General features: G+C 54.9%; 19 protein-coding genes. 4 read left to right on the top strand and 15 right to left on the bottom strand.

Going from position 1 to position 18756, the window contains the following annotated elements; genetic code table 11:
* Positions 1-3: 3 nt before the first annotated feature.
* The 8 genes from QWY82_RS18840 to dksA form a co-directional block, all read right to left on the bottom strand.
* Entirely contained in the window at positions 4-684 is a 681-nt protein-coding gene (locus QWY82_RS18840; RefSeq protein ID WP_290265437.1) for a deoxynucleoside kinase, read from the bottom strand.
* Positions 685-687: 3 nt separating this feature from the next.
* The gene (gene folK / locus QWY82_RS18835) at positions 688-1200 is read right to left on the bottom strand and encodes a 2-amino-4-hydroxy-6-hydroxymethyldihydropteridine diphosphokinase (protein ID WP_290265435.1); all 513 of its coding nucleotides are present in this window, start codon (positions 1198-1200) and stop codon (positions 688-690) included.
* Entirely contained in the window at positions 1197-2570 is a 1374-nt protein-coding gene (pcnB, locus tag QWY82_RS18830) for a polynucleotide adenylyltransferase PcnB (RefSeq protein WP_290265433.1), read from the bottom strand. Before pcnB ends, folK begins: the two co-directional genes overlap by 4 nt.
* An 842-nt stretch (positions 2571-3412) precedes the next feature.
* On the bottom strand, positions 3413-4801 hold the full coding sequence (locus QWY82_RS18825) for a sigma-54-dependent transcriptional regulator (protein ID WP_290265431.1): 1389 nt from the start codon (positions 4799-4801) through the stop codon (positions 3413-3415).
* A gap of 52 nt (positions 4802-4853) precedes the next feature.
* Positions 4854-7814: an ATP-binding protein gene (locus tag QWY82_RS18820; RefSeq protein ID WP_290265429.1), complete on the bottom strand. Its 2961-nt coding sequence runs from the start codon at positions 7812-7814 to the stop codon at positions 4854-4856.
* The gene (locus tag QWY82_RS18815; RefSeq protein WP_290265428.1) at positions 7804-7986 is read right to left on the bottom strand and encodes a hypothetical protein; all 183 of its coding nucleotides are present in this window, start codon (positions 7984-7986) and stop codon (positions 7804-7806) included. The genes QWY82_RS18820 and QWY82_RS18815 overlap by 11 nt, the downstream gene beginning before the upstream one ends.
* A 98-nt stretch (positions 7987-8084) precedes the next feature.
* On the bottom strand, positions 8085-8996 hold the full coding sequence (gluQRS, locus tag QWY82_RS18810) for a tRNA glutamyl-Q(34) synthetase GluQRS (RefSeq protein ID WP_290265427.1): 912 nt from the start codon (positions 8994-8996) through the stop codon (positions 8085-8087).
* 122 nt (positions 8997-9118) lie between these two features.
* Positions 9119-9562 (bottom strand): RNA polymerase-binding protein DksA, encoded by a 444-nt coding sequence (gene dksA / locus QWY82_RS18805; protein WP_290265426.1) that lies wholly within the window; start codon positions 9560-9562, stop codon positions 9119-9121.
* A gap of 203 nt (positions 9563-9765) precedes the next feature.
* Here dksA and sfsA point away from each other — a divergent pair, with 203 nt between their 5' ends.
* Complete coding sequence (gene sfsA / locus QWY82_RS18800) at positions 9766-10476, top strand: DNA/RNA nuclease SfsA (protein WP_290265425.1); 711 nt, start codon at positions 9766-9768, stop codon at positions 10474-10476.
* Between the two features lie 82 nt (positions 10477-10558).
* Here sfsA and QWY82_RS18795 read toward each other — a convergent pair whose 3' ends face one another.
* From QWY82_RS18795 to QWY82_RS18780, 4 genes are all read right to left on the bottom strand, one after another.
* Positions 10559-10909, bottom strand: a complete 351-nt coding sequence (locus QWY82_RS18795) for a Rieske (2Fe-2S) protein (protein ID WP_290265424.1) — start codon at positions 10907-10909, stop codon at positions 10559-10561.
* A gap of 155 nt (positions 10910-11064) precedes the next feature.
* The gene (gene htpX, locus QWY82_RS18790; protein ID WP_290265423.1) at positions 11065-11958 is read right to left on the bottom strand and encodes a protease HtpX; all 894 of its coding nucleotides are present in this window, start codon (positions 11956-11958) and stop codon (positions 11065-11067) included.
* Between the two features lie 88 nt (positions 11959-12046).
* Positions 12047-12823, bottom strand: coding sequence for a Crp/Fnr family transcriptional regulator (locus QWY82_RS18785; protein ID WP_290265422.1), 777 nt, complete (start codon positions 12821-12823; stop codon positions 12047-12049).
* A gap of 86 nt (positions 12824-12909) precedes the next feature.
* The gene (locus QWY82_RS18780) at positions 12910-13185 is read right to left on the bottom strand and encodes a TfoX/Sxy family protein (RefSeq protein ID WP_290265421.1); all 276 of its coding nucleotides are present in this window, start codon (positions 13183-13185) and stop codon (positions 12910-12912) included.
* Positions 13186-13301: 116 nt separating this feature from the next.
* Here QWY82_RS18780 and QWY82_RS18775 point away from each other — a divergent pair, with 116 nt between their 5' ends.
* Genes QWY82_RS18775 through cysE form a run of 3 tightly spaced genes read left to right on the top strand, consistent with a single transcriptional unit; the run spans position 13302 to position 15491 of the window.
* Positions 13302-13970, top strand: coding sequence for a M15 family metallopeptidase (locus tag QWY82_RS18775; RefSeq protein ID WP_290265420.1), 669 nt, complete (start codon positions 13302-13304; stop codon positions 13968-13970).
* Between the two features lie 19 nt (positions 13971-13989).
* Entirely contained in the window at positions 13990-14712 is a 723-nt protein-coding gene (locus QWY82_RS18770) for an HAD family hydrolase (protein WP_290265419.1), read from the top strand.
* Positions 14709-15491, top strand: coding sequence for a serine O-acetyltransferase (gene cysE / locus QWY82_RS18765; protein WP_290265418.1), 783 nt, complete (start codon positions 14709-14711; stop codon positions 15489-15491). Before QWY82_RS18770 ends, cysE begins: the two co-directional genes overlap by 4 nt.
* Here the strand turns inward: cysE and QWY82_RS18760 are convergent, their stop codons facing one another.
* From QWY82_RS18760 to QWY82_RS18750, 3 genes are read right to left on the bottom strand one after another with little or no spacing between them, the layout of a single operon-like run.
* Complete coding sequence (locus tag QWY82_RS18760) at positions 15492-16448, bottom strand: alpha-L-glutamate ligase-like protein (RefSeq protein WP_290265417.1); 957 nt, start codon at positions 16446-16448, stop codon at positions 15492-15494.
* Positions 16449-16450: 2 nt separating this feature from the next.
* Positions 16451-17995 (bottom strand): inactive transglutaminase family protein, encoded by a 1545-nt coding sequence (locus QWY82_RS18755; protein WP_290265416.1) that lies wholly within the window; start codon positions 17993-17995, stop codon positions 16451-16453.
* A 58-nt stretch (positions 17996-18053) separates the two neighbouring features.
* Entirely contained in the window at positions 18054-18722 is a 669-nt protein-coding gene (locus QWY82_RS18750; protein ID WP_290265414.1) for an ATP-dependent zinc protease family protein, read from the bottom strand.
* Positions 18723-18756: the final 34 nt, after the last annotated feature.

Raw genomic sequence — 18756 nt, 5'->3', positions numbered from 1 at the left:
CCGTTACAGCTTGGGTGTGGGGTTGTAGTAGTGGCGACCGGATTTGATGTTGAGCAGGTAGTCTACTAGCTGCCGGTAGTGATCGGCATTGGACACCAGGTCTAGGTCGGTCGCGTTGACGATGAGTAGCGGGGCTTCATCATAAAAATGAAAAAAGCGCATGTAGGCATCGTTCAGTTTATTGAGGTAGTCGGCCTGAATCAGTTGCTCGGCGGCGATGCCGCGACTCTTGATGCGGTTGAGCAATACATCAGTGGGCGCTTGTAAATAAATCACCAAATCTGGCTTGGGGCTGTCGATGGTGAGTTTGTTGTAGACCTGCTGGTAGAGGTCGAACTCGTCGTCGTCGAGGGTGACCTGGGCGAAGAGTTGATCCTTCTCCATTAAAAAGTCTGACACTCGCACTGGTTCGAAAATATCGTCTTGGCGTAAATCTTTCAGTTGTTGGGCGCGCTGAAACAGGAAAAATAATTGCGTTGGTAGGGCGCTGTTTTTTGGATCGCGGTAGAAGCGTTCAAGGAAGGGGTTTTCCTGCGGCTGCTCTAGCAGCATGTCGTAATTGAAGGTTTGCGCTAGGTGTTTGGCCAAGGTGGTTTTGCCCACGCCAATGGCGCCTTCAACGGCCACGAAACGGGGCAGCTTTACGTTGTTCAAGTCCAATTGCAGGTCAAAAAAATCGCTCACCGCTTACTCCTTGTGATTCGCCTGAGGCGTGATAGGCGACAGCCCGTCCATCGTACAGTTTGCCCGAAGGGATGCAATAGATTCGCCACTGGGCAGCAGCGCCTCGGGCCAGATATCGTGCAGTGGCACGAGGACAAAATTGCGCTGGCGTAGATATGCGTGCGGCACCGTTAGGCGCTCGGTGTTGATGCTCGCTTGGCCATATAACAGCAGGTCGAGATCGAGGCTGCGCGGGCCCCAGTGTTCGAGCCGAACGCGTTGGTGCTGTTGCTCCAGCGCTTGCAGTGCATCGAGTAAGTCGTGTGGTGCGAGCTGAGTTTCGAGTAATGCGCAGGCGTTGATGTAATCGGGTTGTTCCGGCCCCACGGCGCGGCTTTGGTAGAGCGGCGATTGCGCCAGCAGCCTGGTGCTTGGCAGCTGGCCTAGCTCGATCAAGGCTTGGGTAATTTGCACCATTGGCTCAGACAGATTACTGCCTAAGCTAATGGCGACGCGTACCGGTGGCTGATCACTCATGCGGGATCGGCAGGCTTTTTCCGCGGGCTGCGACGCCGGCTGCGGCCCTTGGGGCCGGTCATGTTTTTCACCATGGCCTCGCGGCCTTCTTCGTTGGCGACTTGGAAGTCCGTCCACCACTGGCCTAGGCCGTCGAAGTTTTCACCGGCGCTCTCGCGCAACAATAAAAAGTCGTAGGCGGCGCGAAAGCGCTCGTGGCTGAAGGTGACAAAGGCGCGCTTGCCAGCTCGGTTGGGCAGGCGTAGTTGCAGGTCCCAAATTTCGCGCATGGGAATTAAGAAGCGCTTAGGGATGGCAATGGCGGCGAGCTGTTGGCCCACTACGGCACTGGCAGCCTGACCCAAAGCCACTAAGGGCGTGAGCTTTTCGCTCGCCATTAACGCTTCCTGCTTCTCTTTAACCACTGGCCACAAGAGGGCGGCAAAGATAAAGGCCGGGGTCACGCGCTGATCGTTGCGGATGCGCTTGTCGGTATTGACCAGTGCGTGCTCGATAAGTTTTTCGGCTTTTGGGTCGCCGCGCTGCAGCAGCGCTTCGGTTTGCGGGAACAAGTAGGCCAGCAGGCCGTAGTCGCGCAGCAGGGTGAAGGTGGCGGTGGCGGAGCCGGCCATAAACAGCTTCAGGCTCTCGTCGAACAGGCGCGAGGAGGATACTTGCCCCATGAGCTCGGCATTGGGCGCGATGGGTGCGGCGGTGTTGGCTTCGATTTTAAAGCCTAGTTTGGCGGCAAAGCGCACGGCGCGCAGCATGCGCACCGGGTCTTCCTTGTAGCGCGTGAGCGGGTCGCCAATCATGCGGATTTGGCGCTTCTTCAAGTCTTCCAGGCCGCCCTCGTAATCCACCACGGTGAAATCTTTCGAGGTGTAATAGAGCGCGTTGATGGTGAAATCGCGCCTGGCCGAGTCTGTCTCTAGGGTGCCGAAGACGTTGTCGCGCAGCAGCATGCCCGAGTCGGCCTGATGGGAGTCGCGCTCGCTTTCGGATTCTGTGTGGTTGTCGCGGAAGGTAGTGACTTCAAGCAGCTCGCGGCCCATGCGCACATGCACAATTTTAAAGCGCCGGCCGATGATGCGCGCGCCGCGAAAGATCTGGCGCACTTGCTCGGGCGTGGCGTTGGTGGCCAGGTCGAAATCTTTCGGGTGGCCGTCTAAGAGCAGGTCGCGCACGCCGCCGCCGACTAAATAGGCTTCGAAGCCTTCATCGTTTAAACGCTTCATGGCCGACACGGCGCCGCGGCTGATGTTAGCGCGGGAGATGTTGTGTTCGTCGCGGGGAATAATGCGCTTGATTTGGGTGTTACCGGCAGACGGGGCGCGTTGAGTGTCGCCTTTGATAAATGCGGGTAACAGGGAGTAGAGTCGCTTCAGCATGGGTGAGGTCGATTGGCCTATGGTCAATATGGTCAGAAAGGCGCGAGTTTATCACGCTCTGGGCAAATCACTTAGTGTCTATCACTGAAGATAAGGCCGCTAAAGCCGTGTTTTGCGCTAGATGCGGGCTGATTGGGCTAGATAGGGCTTGTTGGTGTGGCTATTGGGTTAGATAGCGGCGCCACAAAGCAAAACGGGAAAGCCTTGGCTTTCCCGTCAAATTCTGTGTACGTCCACATTGTTATGCTTATTAGGTGGTGCTTCCTTGCCCGGGGCTGGCGAATGCTTACTGGCAAACCCTCTCCTAGTTGTGCAGTCAGTTAAATCACTTTCTATCTTTTTATTATTTCTTGTTGTTATTAGAGCTTTTCTACGTTTCTTATTATTTCTTGTTGTTATTAGATGTTGCTGTTTTTCTTATTATTTGTAGTTTTTATTATGTTATCTAAGCCTGTTTTTATTATTTTTTGTTCTTATTATGTAGCCCACTAATACATTTCCCGTGCCAACTTTGTAATTTCATTAAAAATCAATAGCTTACGACTAATTACCATTTGGCATAGTCAGTTGGATTTCATATATTCGTTACCGTTTGTTTCGTTACTTGTTACATTCCTGTGACAAGGTAACAAATAAAATGGATGAGTGGATTTGCGGCCTCGGCCAAACTGGTCTATTGGCTTGTTGACAATGGTTAAGTAGGGGGATTTGTCGCCTAAACCCTCAGCGCTTGTGCCTAGGGCTGTTGCTAGACGGGTTGACCGCTGATGATTAAGTACGAAAAAGCCCAGAGGCGTTAGCGCTCTGGGCTTGCAGGGGGAATAACCGGGCCGTCGGCTGGTTTAGCGGTTGGTGGCCTTTTTGCGCGGGATGCCGAGGCGCTGGCGCCGCTCCCATAGGCACTTGCGGCTGACGCCAAGTTTTTTCGCCAGTTCGGTCTCGCTCATGGTGTCTTGGTGTTCGATCACGAAGCGCTGGAAGTAATCTTCTAGAGACAGGTCTTCCTCTGGGTCTTCCTTGGCTTTACCCAACAGCTTGCGCGGCTGGAAGTCGTCTTGGTCGTCATCGTCCACATCGACCTCCACGAGGTCTAGGTCAATTTCGAGCAGTTCGTGGTTTATCTCTTTGTCGTTGTTGCACAGGATGATGGCGCGCTGAATGGCATTCTCCATTTCCCGCACGTTACCGGGCCAGATATAGGTGGTAATCGCCTGGATGGCCTCGGGCGAGAGGGTGAGCAAGGGTTTGCCGAAGGTGACGCAGTAGCGTTTCAGCATGTGCTCGGCCAGTAACAAAATATCGCGACCGCGCTCGCGCAGGGGCGGCAGTGTTACCTGCACCACATTGATGCGGTAAAACAAATCTTCGCGGAACTTGCCCTCTTGAGCCAACTTGCGCAGGTCTCTGTGGGTGGCCGCCACTAGGCGCACATCCACTTTGCGCGACTCCACCGAGCCAATGGGTCGCACTTCGCCTTCCTGTAGCACGCGCAGCAATCGCGCCTGTGCTTCGAGCGGCAGTTCGCCAATTTCGTCGAGGAACAGGGTGCCGCCGTCGGCGGCGGCTACTAAGCCCTCGCGCTGGCTGGCGGCGCCGGTAAAGGCGCCTTTCTCGTGGCCGAATAATTCTGATTCAATCAGGGTTTCGGGGATGGCCGCACAGTTAACGGAAATGAGCGGTTTGTCGGCGCGCGGGCTCTCGGCGTGGATGGCCTTGGCCACCAGCTCTTTACCGGTGCCGGTTTCGCCGTGCACCAGCACCGTGGCGCCGGTGGGCGCGACACGGTGAATCTTGGAATACAGCGCTTTCATTACATTGGAGCTGCCGATCATGCTGGCCACGCCCACTTGGTTTTCGGTGGGGGCTTGCAGGGCGGCGCGGTTGGCCTTGCCGATGACGCGTTTAACCGCGGCCAGCATCTCGTCGTGATCGAAGGGCTTGGCGATGTAGTCGACCGCACCCATGCGCATGGAGTCCACCGCCGAGCGCAGGCTGGCGTAGCTGGTCATGATCAGTACTGGGACGTCGCCGCACAGGGTGATGAGGTCGGTGCCGGGCGCGCCGGGTAGGCGTAAATCGCTGATCACCAGGTCGAAACTGGTGAGGTTGTGTTTGCTGGTAGCTTCCTTGACTGAGCCGGCCTCATTGACGATGTATTTGTTGCGCTCGAGCAGTTTGCGCAGTGCCATGCGGATAATGGGTTCATCTTCAACGATCAGGATATGGCTCATAGTGTTTCTTTTTGCTACACGTTAACGGGCTAGTGTTACCAACCTTGGGATCTTATGCAAGGGGTAACTGGATATCAAATCGGGTGCCTTTACCGGTTTCTGGATCGGCTGGGCTGGTAACCGTTAATAGGCCTTTGTGGTCTTCGATAATCGAGTAAACCATGGCCAAGCCCAGCCCCGTGCCCTTGCCGGGCTCCTTGGTGGTAAAGAAGGGCTCCATGATGCGGTCGAGCAGTTCCGGCGGAATACCCGAGCCCTCGTCTTCGACGCTGATCACCGCATAGTGCTCAGATTCATCGCTCCACAGGCTAACGTCGGCGCCATCTGGGCTGGCGTCGCGGGCGTTGGAGAGCAGGTTGACGAAGACCTGAATCATGCGCTGGCTGTCGCCCAGGAGCGTGATGCCGGGGTCGATATGGTTAGTGAACTGCACCTGCTGGCGGTCTTTCTGCAAGGAAATCAGGGCAATCGCCTCTTGCGCACAGGTGTGGATATTCATCGGTTCTACCAAGCGCTCTTCGCCGCCACCCGAGTGCGAGAAGCTCACCAGCGAGTGCACGATGCGCGATACTCGCTCGGTTTGGCTGAGAATCTGATCGGCGGTAGCGTGCACTTCGGCTTCGTCTGAGTCGTAGTGCAGGTTTTGCGCGAGACAGGCGATACCAGTGATGGGGTTGCCAATCTCGTGTGCCACCCCGGCGGCCAGCCGGCCGACGCTGGCCAGGCGCTCGCTGTGCACCAACTCCTGCTCCAGCAGTTGGGTCTCGGTTACGTCTTCGAGCAGAATCACCTGGCCATCGAACAGGTCTGTGTGCGCCTCTTTCGGGCCATCTTGTTCGAGTAGCGCCTTGTGCAGGCTGATCCAGTGGGTGCGGTGGTTGATTTCGATGCTTTGTTTATAGCGGTGGTTGTCGTCGCTCAGGGCGAAGTCGCGAATGAGGCTACCCCAGGGGTCGGGCAGGTCTTCGATGCGCGAACCGGTAATCTCGCTGGTGTTGATATCGGTGAGATTTTCCATGGCGTCGTTCCACATCAGAATTTCGCCGTCGTGGCCGAGCGAGCAGGCCGACATGGGCAGTAGCTGCAGGGTTTGGCGGTGGTAGATGCGCAATTTGTTCAACTCGGCGGCCATACCGGTGAGGTGAATTTGCAGCTGGCCGAGGCGGTTTTCCATCAAATTGATATCGGTGGTTTGGCGCTGTTCTGATACGGAATAGGGGATACAGCGATCCAGAATGTCGTTGGCGATACCTATGCCCATCAGGCCGGAGAGGTTGGCTTCAATTTGATCGCGCAGGCGCCGCAAGGCGTAGGGCCGGCGCTCGTCGATGGTCAGGTTGAGTTGATTGAGCGCCTTATAGACTTCATCGCGCGCCGATTGGGGCCCCAACACTTCGGCTAATTGGCTCCTAAATTCGCGCGCCGAGCGCAGCTCGAGCGACAGGCGCAGCGGCTGGCTGAGTTCGTCGTCGGCGCAAATGTCGGCGCTGAAGCGCTCGTCTTCACCCTGCTGGGTGAGTAGCGACAGCAGGGCGAAGATCAAGCTGTTGGCGCCGAGGGAGATGAGTGTGATCTCGCTCCAATAGTTGACGCCCACGGGAAGGGTCCAGCCTTCAACCGGCAGTTGGTAGGCGGTGATATCGAACAGCGCGGGGAAAAATAAGCCCATGGCCCACACCGAGGCGCCCACGCTCAAGCCGCAAATGGCGCCCAGCCGGTTGCCTCTCGGCCAGTAGGCAACGGCCGAGATGGAGGGCAAAAATTGCAGCGTTGCAATAAAGGCCATGAGTGCCAGCTGGGTCAGCGAGTAGTCGTTATTGAGCAGCAGGTAAAAGCCGTAGCCGGCTAAGAATACCAAGGCGATTAAGACCCGGCGCAGCCAGATCAGGCGCGCGTAGATATCGGTTTGGTAGCTCATCTGCAGCAGCGGCAGTAGCCAGTGGTTGAGCAGCATGGTGGCCAGCGCCAAGGCGATAATCACCATGGCGCCGGTGGCAGCCGATAAGCCGCCGACGAATGCGACAAGGGTTAGGATGGGCGAGTCGCCGAAAATCGGCACGCCGAGGGTGAAATATTGCGCTGGCAGTGGCACCCCGAGTTCGAAGCCGGCCCAGAGAATGGGGAATACCGGCAGCGCCATGAGTAACAAAAACAGCGGAAAGGCCCAGCTGACGGTGCTGGTGGTTTGATCCATGGAGCTTTCCACCACGCTCATGTGGAAGATGTGGGGCATGGCCACGGCGGTGGCAAAAAATACCAGCATCAAGGTGGAGCTGGCCGAGTCTTTCATGGGGCTGTGCAGCAGCGCCAAGTTTTCCGGGTGATCTAATAACCATTGATCTAAGCCTTCGACGCCGCCGAAGACATTGAACACGGCAAACAAGCCGATGGCGCAAATGGCGCACACCTTGAGCAGGGATTCGAACGCCATGGCGGTGATCATGCCGCGGTGCTGCTCGCGGTTGGAGCCGAACATGATGGTGAAGGTGGCCAGTAGGGCGCAGTACATAAAGGCCAGAAATTGCTTTAGCGTCAGGCCCGATTCCGCCAAGCCCAAGTCCGGTAGCCGGTCCACGGTGATGATGCGTAAGGTGTCGCTGACGGCCTGAATTTGCAGGGTGATGAGCGGTAGTACGCCGAGGAACATGCACAGGGTGGTGAGCGCGCCGAGCCAGTTGCTGTGGTAGCGAAACACCAGCAAATCGGCGAGCGAGTGTATTTGGTAGCGCCGGGCCAAGTCGGCCAAGGGCCGAATGGCCACCGGGGCGAACAGAAACAGCGCGCCGGTGCCGAGGTAGTAGGCGAGGGCGCCGTAACCGTATTGGAAGGCGAGATCCACCACCCCGTAAAAGGACCAGGCGCTGGCAAAGATGCCGAGCGATAGGATGTAGACGATGGGGTGGCGAATGACTTTGTCGGGAATCCAGCCCTTTTCGGTGATCCAGGCTATGCCAAAAATCAGCAGCAGGTAGCTTACGCAGAGCAACGCAATTTCGGTCAGGCTAAAGGTCATTGCGTTTAGCCTTGGTACTGCTTTGTATGAAGTAAGCAATCACTATTACGATAACCCAGATAATAAAAGGGCGGTACCAGGAGCCATTCTCATTAATGACCCAGCCGAATAAGGTTGGGGAGAAAATATAGGCCACCAGCAGTAACAGGATAATGAGGCGTTGATTGGGCATGGGTTAGGGTCGTTGCGGGCAAGCGGCCAATGGTACGGATAGGCTGAGAGCTTGGCAACTTATCCCTCTGCGTGGGGCGGACATCATCGCATTTGACCCTAGCGACTAAACAGCGGGTCGGTTTGCGCCAGCGTCTTCGGCACCTTGGCCAGCGACCAGTTGGCTCGGCCCCAGTGCAGTAGTGCCTCCACTGAGCCGTGGAGTAGCGATGTGGGCGGCGCTTGGCCGAGCAAGCGCAGGGCGTGAATGAGGTTGTATTGCGGTGTGCTTAGGTCCAGCGCTGGGGCGTGATTTTGCTTGCTGAGCTTTTGCCCGTGGCTGTTGTTGATCACCGGTATGTGGGCCCAGGCTGGCGCTGGTTCGCCCAATAGTTGGAACAATAGTTGTTGGCGAGCGCTCACTTCCAATAAGTCTGAACCGCGTACCACGTGACTAATGCCTTGGTAGATGTCGTCGGCCACGACGGCTAATTGATAGGCGTGCAAGCCGTCTTTGCGCTTGAGGATAAAATCGCCGAAATCGGAGGCCGGGGTTTGGCTTTGCTGGCCTTGGATGGCGTCTTCAAAGCTGACCGCTTGTTCCGGTTGCGGCAACTTTATGCGCCAGGCGACGGTTTCGCCGGCGGCCGGTGGCGTGTGCAAGCAGTGCCGATCGTAGACCCGCCCGAGTGCGGCGAGCCGGTTTCTATTGCAACTGCAGAGGTAGATCAGGCCCTTGCTGTCGAGTTTTTGCAGAATCGATTCATAGGCGGTCAGGCGCTGGCTTTGAAACAGCACCGGTTCGTCGGCCCTGAGCCCGTGCGTCGCTAGCGCTTCTAAGATGGCTTGGCTGGCACCGGCTTGCTCGCGCGGCGGGTCTAAGTCCTCCATGCGAATTAACCAGGTACCCTGGTGGGCGCGCGCATCTAAGTAACTGGCCAAGGCGGCCAGCAGGCTGCCGAAATGTAACGGGCCTGTGGGCGAGGGCGCGAAACGGCCTCGGTACTGGCGTAATTTAGCTAGGGAAGACATGCTGGGCGTGGACGGCGATCAATTCACCGGTGCAGTTGAGGTAGTGGAGGCCTAAGACTGAGAACCAGTGCCTAGAAACGACAAAGGGCGATAGATCGCCCTTTGTGTGTATTGGCAGGCGTTTAGCCACCAATCTGCTTTTCTTTGATTTCCGCCAGCGTCTTACAGTCGACGCACAGGGTCGCTGTTGGACGGGCTTCTAGTCGCCGAATACCAATTTCAACACCACAGGTTTCGCAGTAACCGTAATCATCTTGCTCGATAAGCTCGATGGTGCTGTCGATTTTCTTGATCAACTTGCGCTCGCGATCGCGGGTGCGCAACTCGAGGCTGAACTCTTCTTCCTGGCTAGCGCGGTCGGCTGGGTCTGGGAAGTTGGCAGCTTCATCTTTCATATGGCTCATGGTGCGGTCGACTTCTTCCATGAGTTCACGCTTCCAGTTCAGCAGGATGCTTTTGAAGTGATCCCGCTGAGATTCATTCATGTACTCCTCACCCTTCTTCTCCTTGTAGGGTGTGAAGCTTGAGCCTTCTAGTGCTGACTCTTTAGCTGCATGTTTGGGCATGTTGACGCCTCTTCTATAACTTCCGGGTTATGCAGAATGGGGGTGGGAAATTAAATTTCAAGTACCCCCCGTTTGGAAGGCAGCAAACTACCAGATTCTATCTGCGCTGGCCACTGTTTTAGCTTGCCGCCGGTGGCCTACGTTAATGCTAAACTGGCGCGGTAATTTATTTGAGGTTGGTTAAAAAACCATCAATAGACGCTATGAAATTAGAGCCGGCACTGCAACAGGCGCATTTAATAAAGCGTTACAAACGTTTTCTCGCTGATATTCGTTTGCCTTCGGGCGAGGTGAAAACGATTCATTGCCCCAATACTGGCTCAATGCGCGCCTGTTTGGCGCCGGATTCCCCCTGTTGGTATTCGGTATCGGCGTCCAAGACGCGCAAGTACCCTGAGACCTGGGAGATTGCCACCACGCCCGATGGTTTTTTAGCGGGTATTAATACCCACCGCGCCAATGCCCTAGTGGCCGAGTTGTTGGCGCATAAGGGGGTGGCTAGCTTGGCCGATTACGATAGCATCAGCGCCGAAGTAAAATACGGCGCGGAAAATTCGCGCATTGATTTTTTACTGGAGGCGCAGGGCTTACCCAAGTGTTATGTGGAGGTGAAAAATGTCACCTTGCACGAGGGCGATGGCTTGGGTTTCTTCCCCGATGCCGTAAGTAGCCGCGGCGCAAAACATTTGCGCGAATTAATGGCGATGGTGGAGCAGGGGCATAGAGCGGTGTTGCTGTTTTGCGTGCAGCACACGGGTATTACTCGCGTCGCCCCGGCCGATCATATCGACCCAGTGTACGGCACATTGCTGCGCGAGGCGGCCGCTAAGGGTGTTGAGGTGTTGGCCTATGGCGCGCATTTATCGGCGCAGGAAATTCGCTTGCTGAAACCTCTACCTGTGCTCTTGGCTTAGGTTCGGCGCGCTAGCCTCGCGATTGTGCAGCGATTGTTTAGCTTGGCTATGAAAGCTGTTGTTAGACCTATTGAGCTGAGGTTTATTGTTGTTGGCTTAAGCCCAGTTCGTCTAAGTCGACACACACCTGTTGGTTGATCACGGTGCAGCTAATTGCCTCTAGGCTTTTGCCGCGACAGGGGCCGGCGACGCATTCGCCGCTGTGCATTAAAAACAGTGCACCGTGGGTTGAGCACTGAATCATCTCGCCATCGAAATCTAAAAACTTATCCTCTTGCCACTGCAGCTCGATGCCTAAATGTGGGCAGCGGTTGCGGTAGGCGTAAAACACCCCGCGCTCATTCACCACAAACAATTTAACGCCGCGCTCGGCAAACTGCTTGCTGGTATTGGCGCCGATGGCATCGGTTGGGCAAAGCGGAATGAATGCCACGCAGATTCCTTTTCGTGTCAGTTGTTGGTCTGTGGTGTGAGTATAAGGGTTATCGCTAGGCGTGTTGCAAGTGCAGCGTCTGTTGAAAGCGTAAGGCCGCAACAGGTTCCTGTTGCGGCCCAGTGGCTAGGTTGGTGTAGCGCGAAAGCGAAAACTTAAGCCGCTTGTTTGAGCGCCCTAATACGCGCTTCCAGCGGTGGGTGGCTAGAGAATAACGCGCTCATGGATTGTTTGAAGCCACTGCTGATACCAAAAGCGTAAAGGCTATCGGGCATGGTGGAGGCAACGTGTGCATCCTGTTCGGCTTTTAACCGTGCCAGTGCGCCAATCATACCGTTGCGGCTGGCGAGATGGGCGCCGGCGGCGTCGGCGCGAAATTCACGCCAGCGGGAAAAGCGCATCACAATCATAGAGGCGAGGAAGCCCAGTACGATTTCCGCCACGAAGGTGGTGATATAGAAAGCGATACCGTGGCCGTTTTCATTTTTAAATACCGCGCGGTCGACGGTGCTGCCGATGATGCGAGCGAAGAACATGACGAAGGTGTTCACCACGCCTTGAATCAGGGTTAGGGTAATCATATCGCCGTTGGCGACGTGGCCAATTTCATGGGCTAATACGGCCTCGGCTTCGTCTCGGCTAAATCGGTCGAGCAAGCCCTGGCTAACGGCGACTAGCGCCGCGTTTCGATTCCAGCCGGTGGCAAAGGCATTGGATTCTTTGGCGGGAAAAATGCCCACTTCGGGCATGCCGATGTTAGCTTTATCGGCCAAGCGTTTGACCGTGGTGACCAACCATTGCTCTTGTTCGGTGCGTGGTTGTTCGATGATACGGGTGCCGGTGCCGCGCTTGGCCATCCACTTCGAGATCAGCAGCGATATAAAGCTGCCAGCGAAGCCGAACACGGCGCAGAATATAAGCAGGGAGGTGAGGTTGAGACCGGAGCCGTTAGCCTCGAAATAAGAATTCACGCCAAGCAAGCTCAACACCACACTGGCAACCAAAATGATGGCTAGGTTAGTGAGTAGAAACAAACCGATTCGCAACACGATACATCCTCATAGTGACGGGCGCGATAGTGCACCCAACGACCTATTAGATGGCGATGATTTGGAAAAATTCAATAGCGAAGCAGGTTTAATGTCGAGCGGCGATCTGCTGGTTTAACTGGTTGATTTTGTCGGCCATTTCTTCGATCAAGCCGATACAAATTTGCGGTTGGTGTTCAACCAGATCGATAAAATCTTCCTTGCGCACCGCCATCACCGAGCAGTCTGATGTGGCGATGACACTGGCGTTGCGGGCTTGGCGGGTAAACACGGCGAGGGCGCCAAAAATTTCATCTCTTTTCACTTCGCCAACCTTGATACCATCGCGGGTGGCCATGGCGGTGCCCTCGAGCAGGGTGTAGACGCAATCGGCGGAGTCGCCCTGGGCAATAATAGTCTCGCCCTCGCTAAAGGATAAAAAGCCGGTGCTGGGTTGAAACTGGCCGCGCTTTTCTTGGGTCAGTGCTTCCTTAAAATAGGTACACAGGCAAATCAGATAATAGGCCCAATGTTTTTGCAATTCGGCGCTGGCGTTTACGTGCGCGATCAGGTCATCGCGGTTGATACTGGTAAAGCTAGCTTGGTTGGCAACCAATTTGCCCTCTGGCAATTGCAGCGATCGGGACAGACCGAGCAGGTCGCCGGTTTCGTATTGTACTACTTCGTTGCCTTGGTGCTCCAAGTGGATGCTGCCCGAGGTGATTAGAAGCAGTTGAGAGACGGGCCTGGCATCGAACAGGTCGGCGCTGTGGCTGACAGAAATGGTTTCGCCCTGCGGGCAATCCTTTAACAAGAGTTCAGTGAGCCCCTTCAGCTTACTGCTCAAGTCAGTGAGTTGGGCTGAATCGTTGTCGGATAAATACATGGTCTTTGCTCGGTTGCTTGCAGTGATAGGTGCAAGGCTAAGTGTAGCCTGAGTTGCACGCTAACTGGCCGTTCACTGACAGTTATCTATGTGAGGGCAGTCTCGTTTTCGGCCTCTTCCACCAGCCTAGCTTTCAGATCGGGCGCGAGATCATTCCAATGGGTATCCGTTAGCGCGCCCTGTAAAGCATATAGCATTACCTTGGAGACATTAATACCACGGGCCTTAATTCGACAGTAGGCATTGACCGGCCCCATCGCTTTTAGATCTTCGTAGGAGTTGACCCCAATGGCGCGCAAAATATTGACCGAGGCGGCGCCGAGGTTTTTGAGTTGGAGTAAATCCCCATGACTAGCCGTCATTCTGTTCCTCTCCTAAATGGGCTTATTCTTATTTTTGCTGGCCTGTTGGCTGGCGGGCATGTAGCTTATATGTCCAATCGCTATAATACCGAGAGATTTGATAAGCGCAATCACTCATGGAAACAGAATTCACTTTGAATCCGCAAATACTTTACGGCATAGACCCGCCGCCCTTAGTCACCTGCCTAGGCGCTCAGGTGCAACCGGCCTTGGTTGAGCCGCTAGAAAGGCTGGCTGAGGCGGCTTCTGCGGCTGGGTTCGATCTCGCTATTGCCAGCGGCCACCGGAGCTTTGCGCGGCAACTGCATATATTTAACGCCAAGGCGCAGGGCGCGAGGCCGGTGTTGGATGTTGCTGGGCAGGTACTGGATATCAGCCGGTTATCGGCGTCTGCCTTGCTGCACGCCATTTTGCGCTGGTCCGCCTTGCCCGGCATGTCGCGCCATCACTGGGGTACCGAGATAGACATCTACGATCGCAGTATTTGTCAGGATGGCTACCAGTTGCAGTTAACGGTGGCCGAATGCGAGGGCCCCATGGCCGGCTTTTATACTTGGCTAGAAAGTTATCTCGCCGCTCAGGCGGCGTTTGTTCGGCCCTACGCGCTGGATCTCGGCGGCGTTGCGCCCGAGCCCTGGCATTTAAGTTACGCGCCCCTGTCCGCCGACTACGCCAAGCATTACTCACTCGACCGGCTTAGGGATTTGCTGGCCGCATCGGATATAGAATTGAAATCACAGATTATGGCGCGGCTACCCGACTTGTATCAGCGCTATCAGGCCTAGAGCTTAAGGATTGGTCATTTTGCATCAACTATCGCGGCCGCTAACGTCGGCCAGCCAGCCTCGACTTGTTATTTTTGATTGCGACGGCGTGTTGGTCGACAGCGAGCCCGTGGGCAATCGAATTTTGACCGAGCATTTGTGCCGCGCCGGTATCCAGATGACGGAGGCTCAGGTACAGCGTGTGTTTCGCGGCTGCTCGGCGGCTATGTGCATCGACAAAATTGGCCAGTGGTTAACGTCACCAGATCAGGCCGCGCAGTTCTGGCAGGCCATGCAAGCGGAAACCTTGTTGGCCTTGCAGGGTGTTAAGCCAGTCGAGGGTGTTGCGCTGGTGTTGGAATTGATGCGGCGTCAGGATCAAGCATTTTGTGTCGCCTCGGCCGGTGATTTTACGAAAATGCACACCACCTTGGGTGCAACCGGTGTGCTGGAAAATTTTAAGCCTCGGCTATTTAGCGCCACAGACGTGAAGCGCAGCAAGCCCGCACCGGACTTATTTCTTAAGGCGGCACAGACGATGGGCTTTGCGCCGGCGCAGTGCGTGGTGATAGAAGATTCGCTATTGGGCGTTCAAGCAGCTGTCGCGGCCGGAATGCAGGTGTTTTGGTATGTGGCCCAGCGCGATATGTCGGCGGCCGAGTTAGCACAGCTCGAGAATTTTGATGCATCCTTGGTCACGGAGTTTTCCCGAATGGCCGACTTAGTTACACTGCTGGGGTTAACCGAAGGGGAAGGCAATTGACCACGGAACTCTGGCAAACCATTCAGGCGGAGGCCAAATACTTTAGCGCCGCCGAGCCCAACTTGGCGAGTTTTTTTCACGGCGCTATTTTACACCACGCCGATTTTTCCGCGTCGCTCAGTTTTATTTTGGCGCAGAAACTCGATAGTCTTCATTTGCCGGCCATTTTAGTGCGCCAAGTGATCGAAGAGGTATTGAGTCAGTCACCCGAGATTTTAATGGCGGTTAAAAAAGATATTTTCGCTTGTGTCGAGCGCGACCCCGCCTGCAGCCACCACTTGATGCCGCTGCTGTACTTCAAAGGCTTTCATGCGCTACAGGCCTACCGAATTGCCCACGCGCTGTGGAACGATAAACGCCGCGCCTTGGCGTTGTTTTTTCAAAACCAAATATCGCAAACCTTCTGTGTGGATATTCACCCAGCCGCTAAATTGGGCACCGGTATCATGATCGATCACGCCACCGGTGTGGTGATTGGCGAAACGGCGGTGGTGGGTGACGATGTGTCGCTATTGCACGGCGTCACACTGGGCGGCAGTGGTTATGCCAAGGGCGATAGACACCCCAAAATAGGCTCTGGGGTGTTGATCAGCGCGGGGGCTAAATTGCTCGGCAATATTTGCATCGGCCAGGGCGCAAAAATTGCTGCGGGCAGTGTTGTGTTAAGCGACGTGGCCGCGCATACCACCGTTGCCGGCGTGCCGGCAACGGTGGTGGGTAAACCTAAATCGGAAAGCCCTGCGCGGGAGATGAATCACTCCATGTCGGACGATGACTAGCTAAGGCTGTTTGCCAAACGCGTCTTGTGAAAATTTAACGCGCTCTTCAATTGCGATGGGACCCAGCAAACATTGCTCGTCGATTCTATGTAGACGGTTCAATAACCCCTGTTGATTGGCCACTTGTATGGATAAGCCGGGCCGTGCATTGAGTTCCAACACCAGCGGCCCATAAATTTTATCCAGCACAATGTCGGCACCGAGGTAGCCAAGGCCGGTCATTTCGTGAGCGCCGGCGGCGAGTACCAAAATGTCTTGCCAGAGCGGCACTTTCAGCTCGTTAAACACCGAGCCGGTGTCTGGGTGTTTATCCACTGGCTCGCCGTTTTGTACCGCGCAGATAGCGCTGCCGTCGGCCAGATTTAAACCAACACCTACCGCACCTTGGTGCAGGTTTGCCTTGCCGTCGGAACTGTGCGTGGCGCAGCGAATCATGGCCATGACGGGATAGCCGCGATAAACCACCACGCGCACATCGGGCACACCTTCGTAGCTGTATTGGCTTAACGCCTCGTCGAAATTAATCAGCGCTTCCAGCATCGCTTGGTCGGGGCGACCGCCGAGGCTGAATAATCCCGATAGCGTATCTGAGATGTGCCGCTGTAAATAATCATAAGTAACCCGCTGGCCCGACGGCTTAATAAACTGATCGCCTTCGCGCCCGACAATCACCAATATGCCTTTACCGCCACTGCCCTGTACGGGCTTGATTACAAACTGGGTGCGCTCGCCGATGAGTGTTAATACACCTTTCACCTGAAACTGGTGTTCGATCACACCGATTAATTCTGGCACGGCAATGCCGGCTTGTTGGGCCGCTAATTTGGTTTTGAGTTTGTTATCTACCAACGGGTAGAGGCTGCGCTTGTTGTAGCGCAGAATGCATTCGACGTTGCGGCGATTCATGCCCAACACGCCGGCTTCGCGGAGCTTTGATGGCCAAGCAAACCAGCCCATGATTATTTAACCTGCGCTTTTTGGCCGAACACCATGTGCCTAAAACGGTACAGCTCGCTTAGGCGATAACCATTGTATTGACCGATCACTAAGATTAACGCCAGTAACACCAAAGATAATTCTGGGAAGTTAAAGGTTAAATGTTTAGCAATGCTATTGGTCATTAAACCGTAAGCAATGACGGCAACCAGCAAACTGCCGCCACCCTGTTTCACCACATCGCGCGGGCCTTCCTCCTCCCACAAGGTGGACATACGCTCGATGGTCCAGGCCAGAATAATAGTCGGGAAAAAGGTCACGCTCATGGCCGAGACGATGCCGAGTTTATAACTGGCGATACTGAAAAATGCCATCAGACCAATGACCACGATGATGACCGCCGATACCCTGGCCACCAATAATAAATTTAAGTGGCTGAGGTAGTAGCGAATCCAGAGGCCAACACCCACCACCAGAATAAACATGGGCAGGCCGGCCAGTAAGCCGGTTTCGATAAACGCCAGCGCGATCAATATAGGCATGAAAGTGCCCGAGGTGGGCAAACCGACGATAATTCTCAGGAATACCACCACTAAGGCGCCGATGGGAATTAGCAGCAAGGTTTTAAAAACGCCTTGTTGTTCCACCGGTAGCGAGTAGATACTCATATCGATCAGCGCGGCTTGATTGGACAAATCCTGCATCATTGCCACGGTACGCGCGGGCACCGTATTGACCACCATGGAAAATTCTACTTTGGAGTTGATGCCGCCAATCACGTCGAGCAAAGATATGCCGCCGCGCTGCCAGATAAGGAAATCGCTGGGTAGGCCCTTTTCACCGGTGGTTGGATTGAATTGAATCCATTGACCGTTGGAATAAATTTCTAATAACTCGGAATAATTGGCTCGGCGCCGCCCGTCTTCTAGCTGTAAACCTTTGATGGTTTGGAAGTGAATGCCTTTATAGGACAGTAGCTTAAAAGCTACGTCCATAACCTGGTCGTTATTGACCGAGAGCAGGTAGGCGACGTCTTGACTTTTTTCTCTGGCATTTAATCGGCCGAGCATTAATTGGGTGAAGCTGGCGTCGGTGGCCGATTCTTGCGACAAGCGATCTAGCATCAAGCGCAAAGATTCTCGCTCGCTTGGGAAAGTGCGTAACTTTTCTACTTCGCCTTCTGGCGCGTTGGGCTGACTGAGTTTGCTGTTGTCGTGTACAACCTGCAATTTATAATTGAGGGAGATAACATTTTTGCTCGGCGCTTCGCGACGGGTCCAGCGCGCGTAGCGCTGCTCACCTTCTTCAAAGATAACGAAGCCAAAGCCAGACGAGGAAAAATTCTCATCGATGATTACCCCATTGCTGCTTTTTTCCGGCAGCGCAAGGGTAACTTCAATGGGGTCGCCAGAGGGTTGGAAATCTATTTTCGATTGTAGCGTCCAGACATTTTTAGATTCGCCTGGCCAGAGCGGAAAGCCTAGGTTTAGATTTTTGTACAGTGCACCACTCAAGCCCACTATGGCGAGAATGGCAGCGACAACATAGAGCTGAAAACGTGCTTTCATAGTTAGACCAGTGTGGGTCGAATGATAGAGGTTTGGAAAAAGCTAACTGTGCATAAGCTTAACGAATACTAAAACTTTTAGAGACGTCAACCACGGCATTGTCAGTCAGGAAATTTCTACCGATGAGCATAGGGTAGGAAAATTCGGAGCGGTCGGTGAGGGTAACTTCAATCTCTTCATCAATATCGCCGAGACGAACCCGCATTTCCACAACCCGTCGACGGGCTGAATCGGCATCGTGGCGTTTTATTTTTACTTTGCGCGAGAGTGGGCGCTCAATGGTTATCGTTTCGGCATCTTCGTTGGGGCTAAATTCGAAGCGCACCCAACGCTCGCCGTCGCGCTCGAAGGGAATGATATTCGATGCGTGCAGTGACGAGGTTTCGGCGCCGGTATCGATGCGGGCTTTGACTTTGACCCCAGGCGGGTCGAGGGTAATGTTTTCGGCAACACCAATGACCAATAGTTGGTTGTTACCAATTCGGCTAGGTGCCGCGGGTTTAGCTGGCGCCGGCTTTTTAATCACCGGAGCGGGCGCTGGGGCAACTTCAGCGATGGCAGGGCATTCTTTTACGATTTCCACGGGCTCAGGACAGACGACGGGTTCTGGCGGTGCGGGGCAAACGGGTGCTTCAACGACGACAGGAGCCTCAGGTGCCGGTGTCTGAAAAAGCTGACAGCCGCTTAGGGCTAGGGGTAGAGCAACAATCAATTGCCAACGTAACACAAAGGACCTCGCAAGGAGATGAAAGACCTCAGCC

The sequence above is a fragment of the Simiduia curdlanivorans genome, from assembly GCF_030409605.1.
Lineage (GTDB): Bacteria > Pseudomonadota > Gammaproteobacteria > Pseudomonadales > Cellvibrionaceae > Simiduia > Simiduia curdlanivorans.
This window is presented reverse-complemented; position numbering and strand designations above follow the sequence as displayed.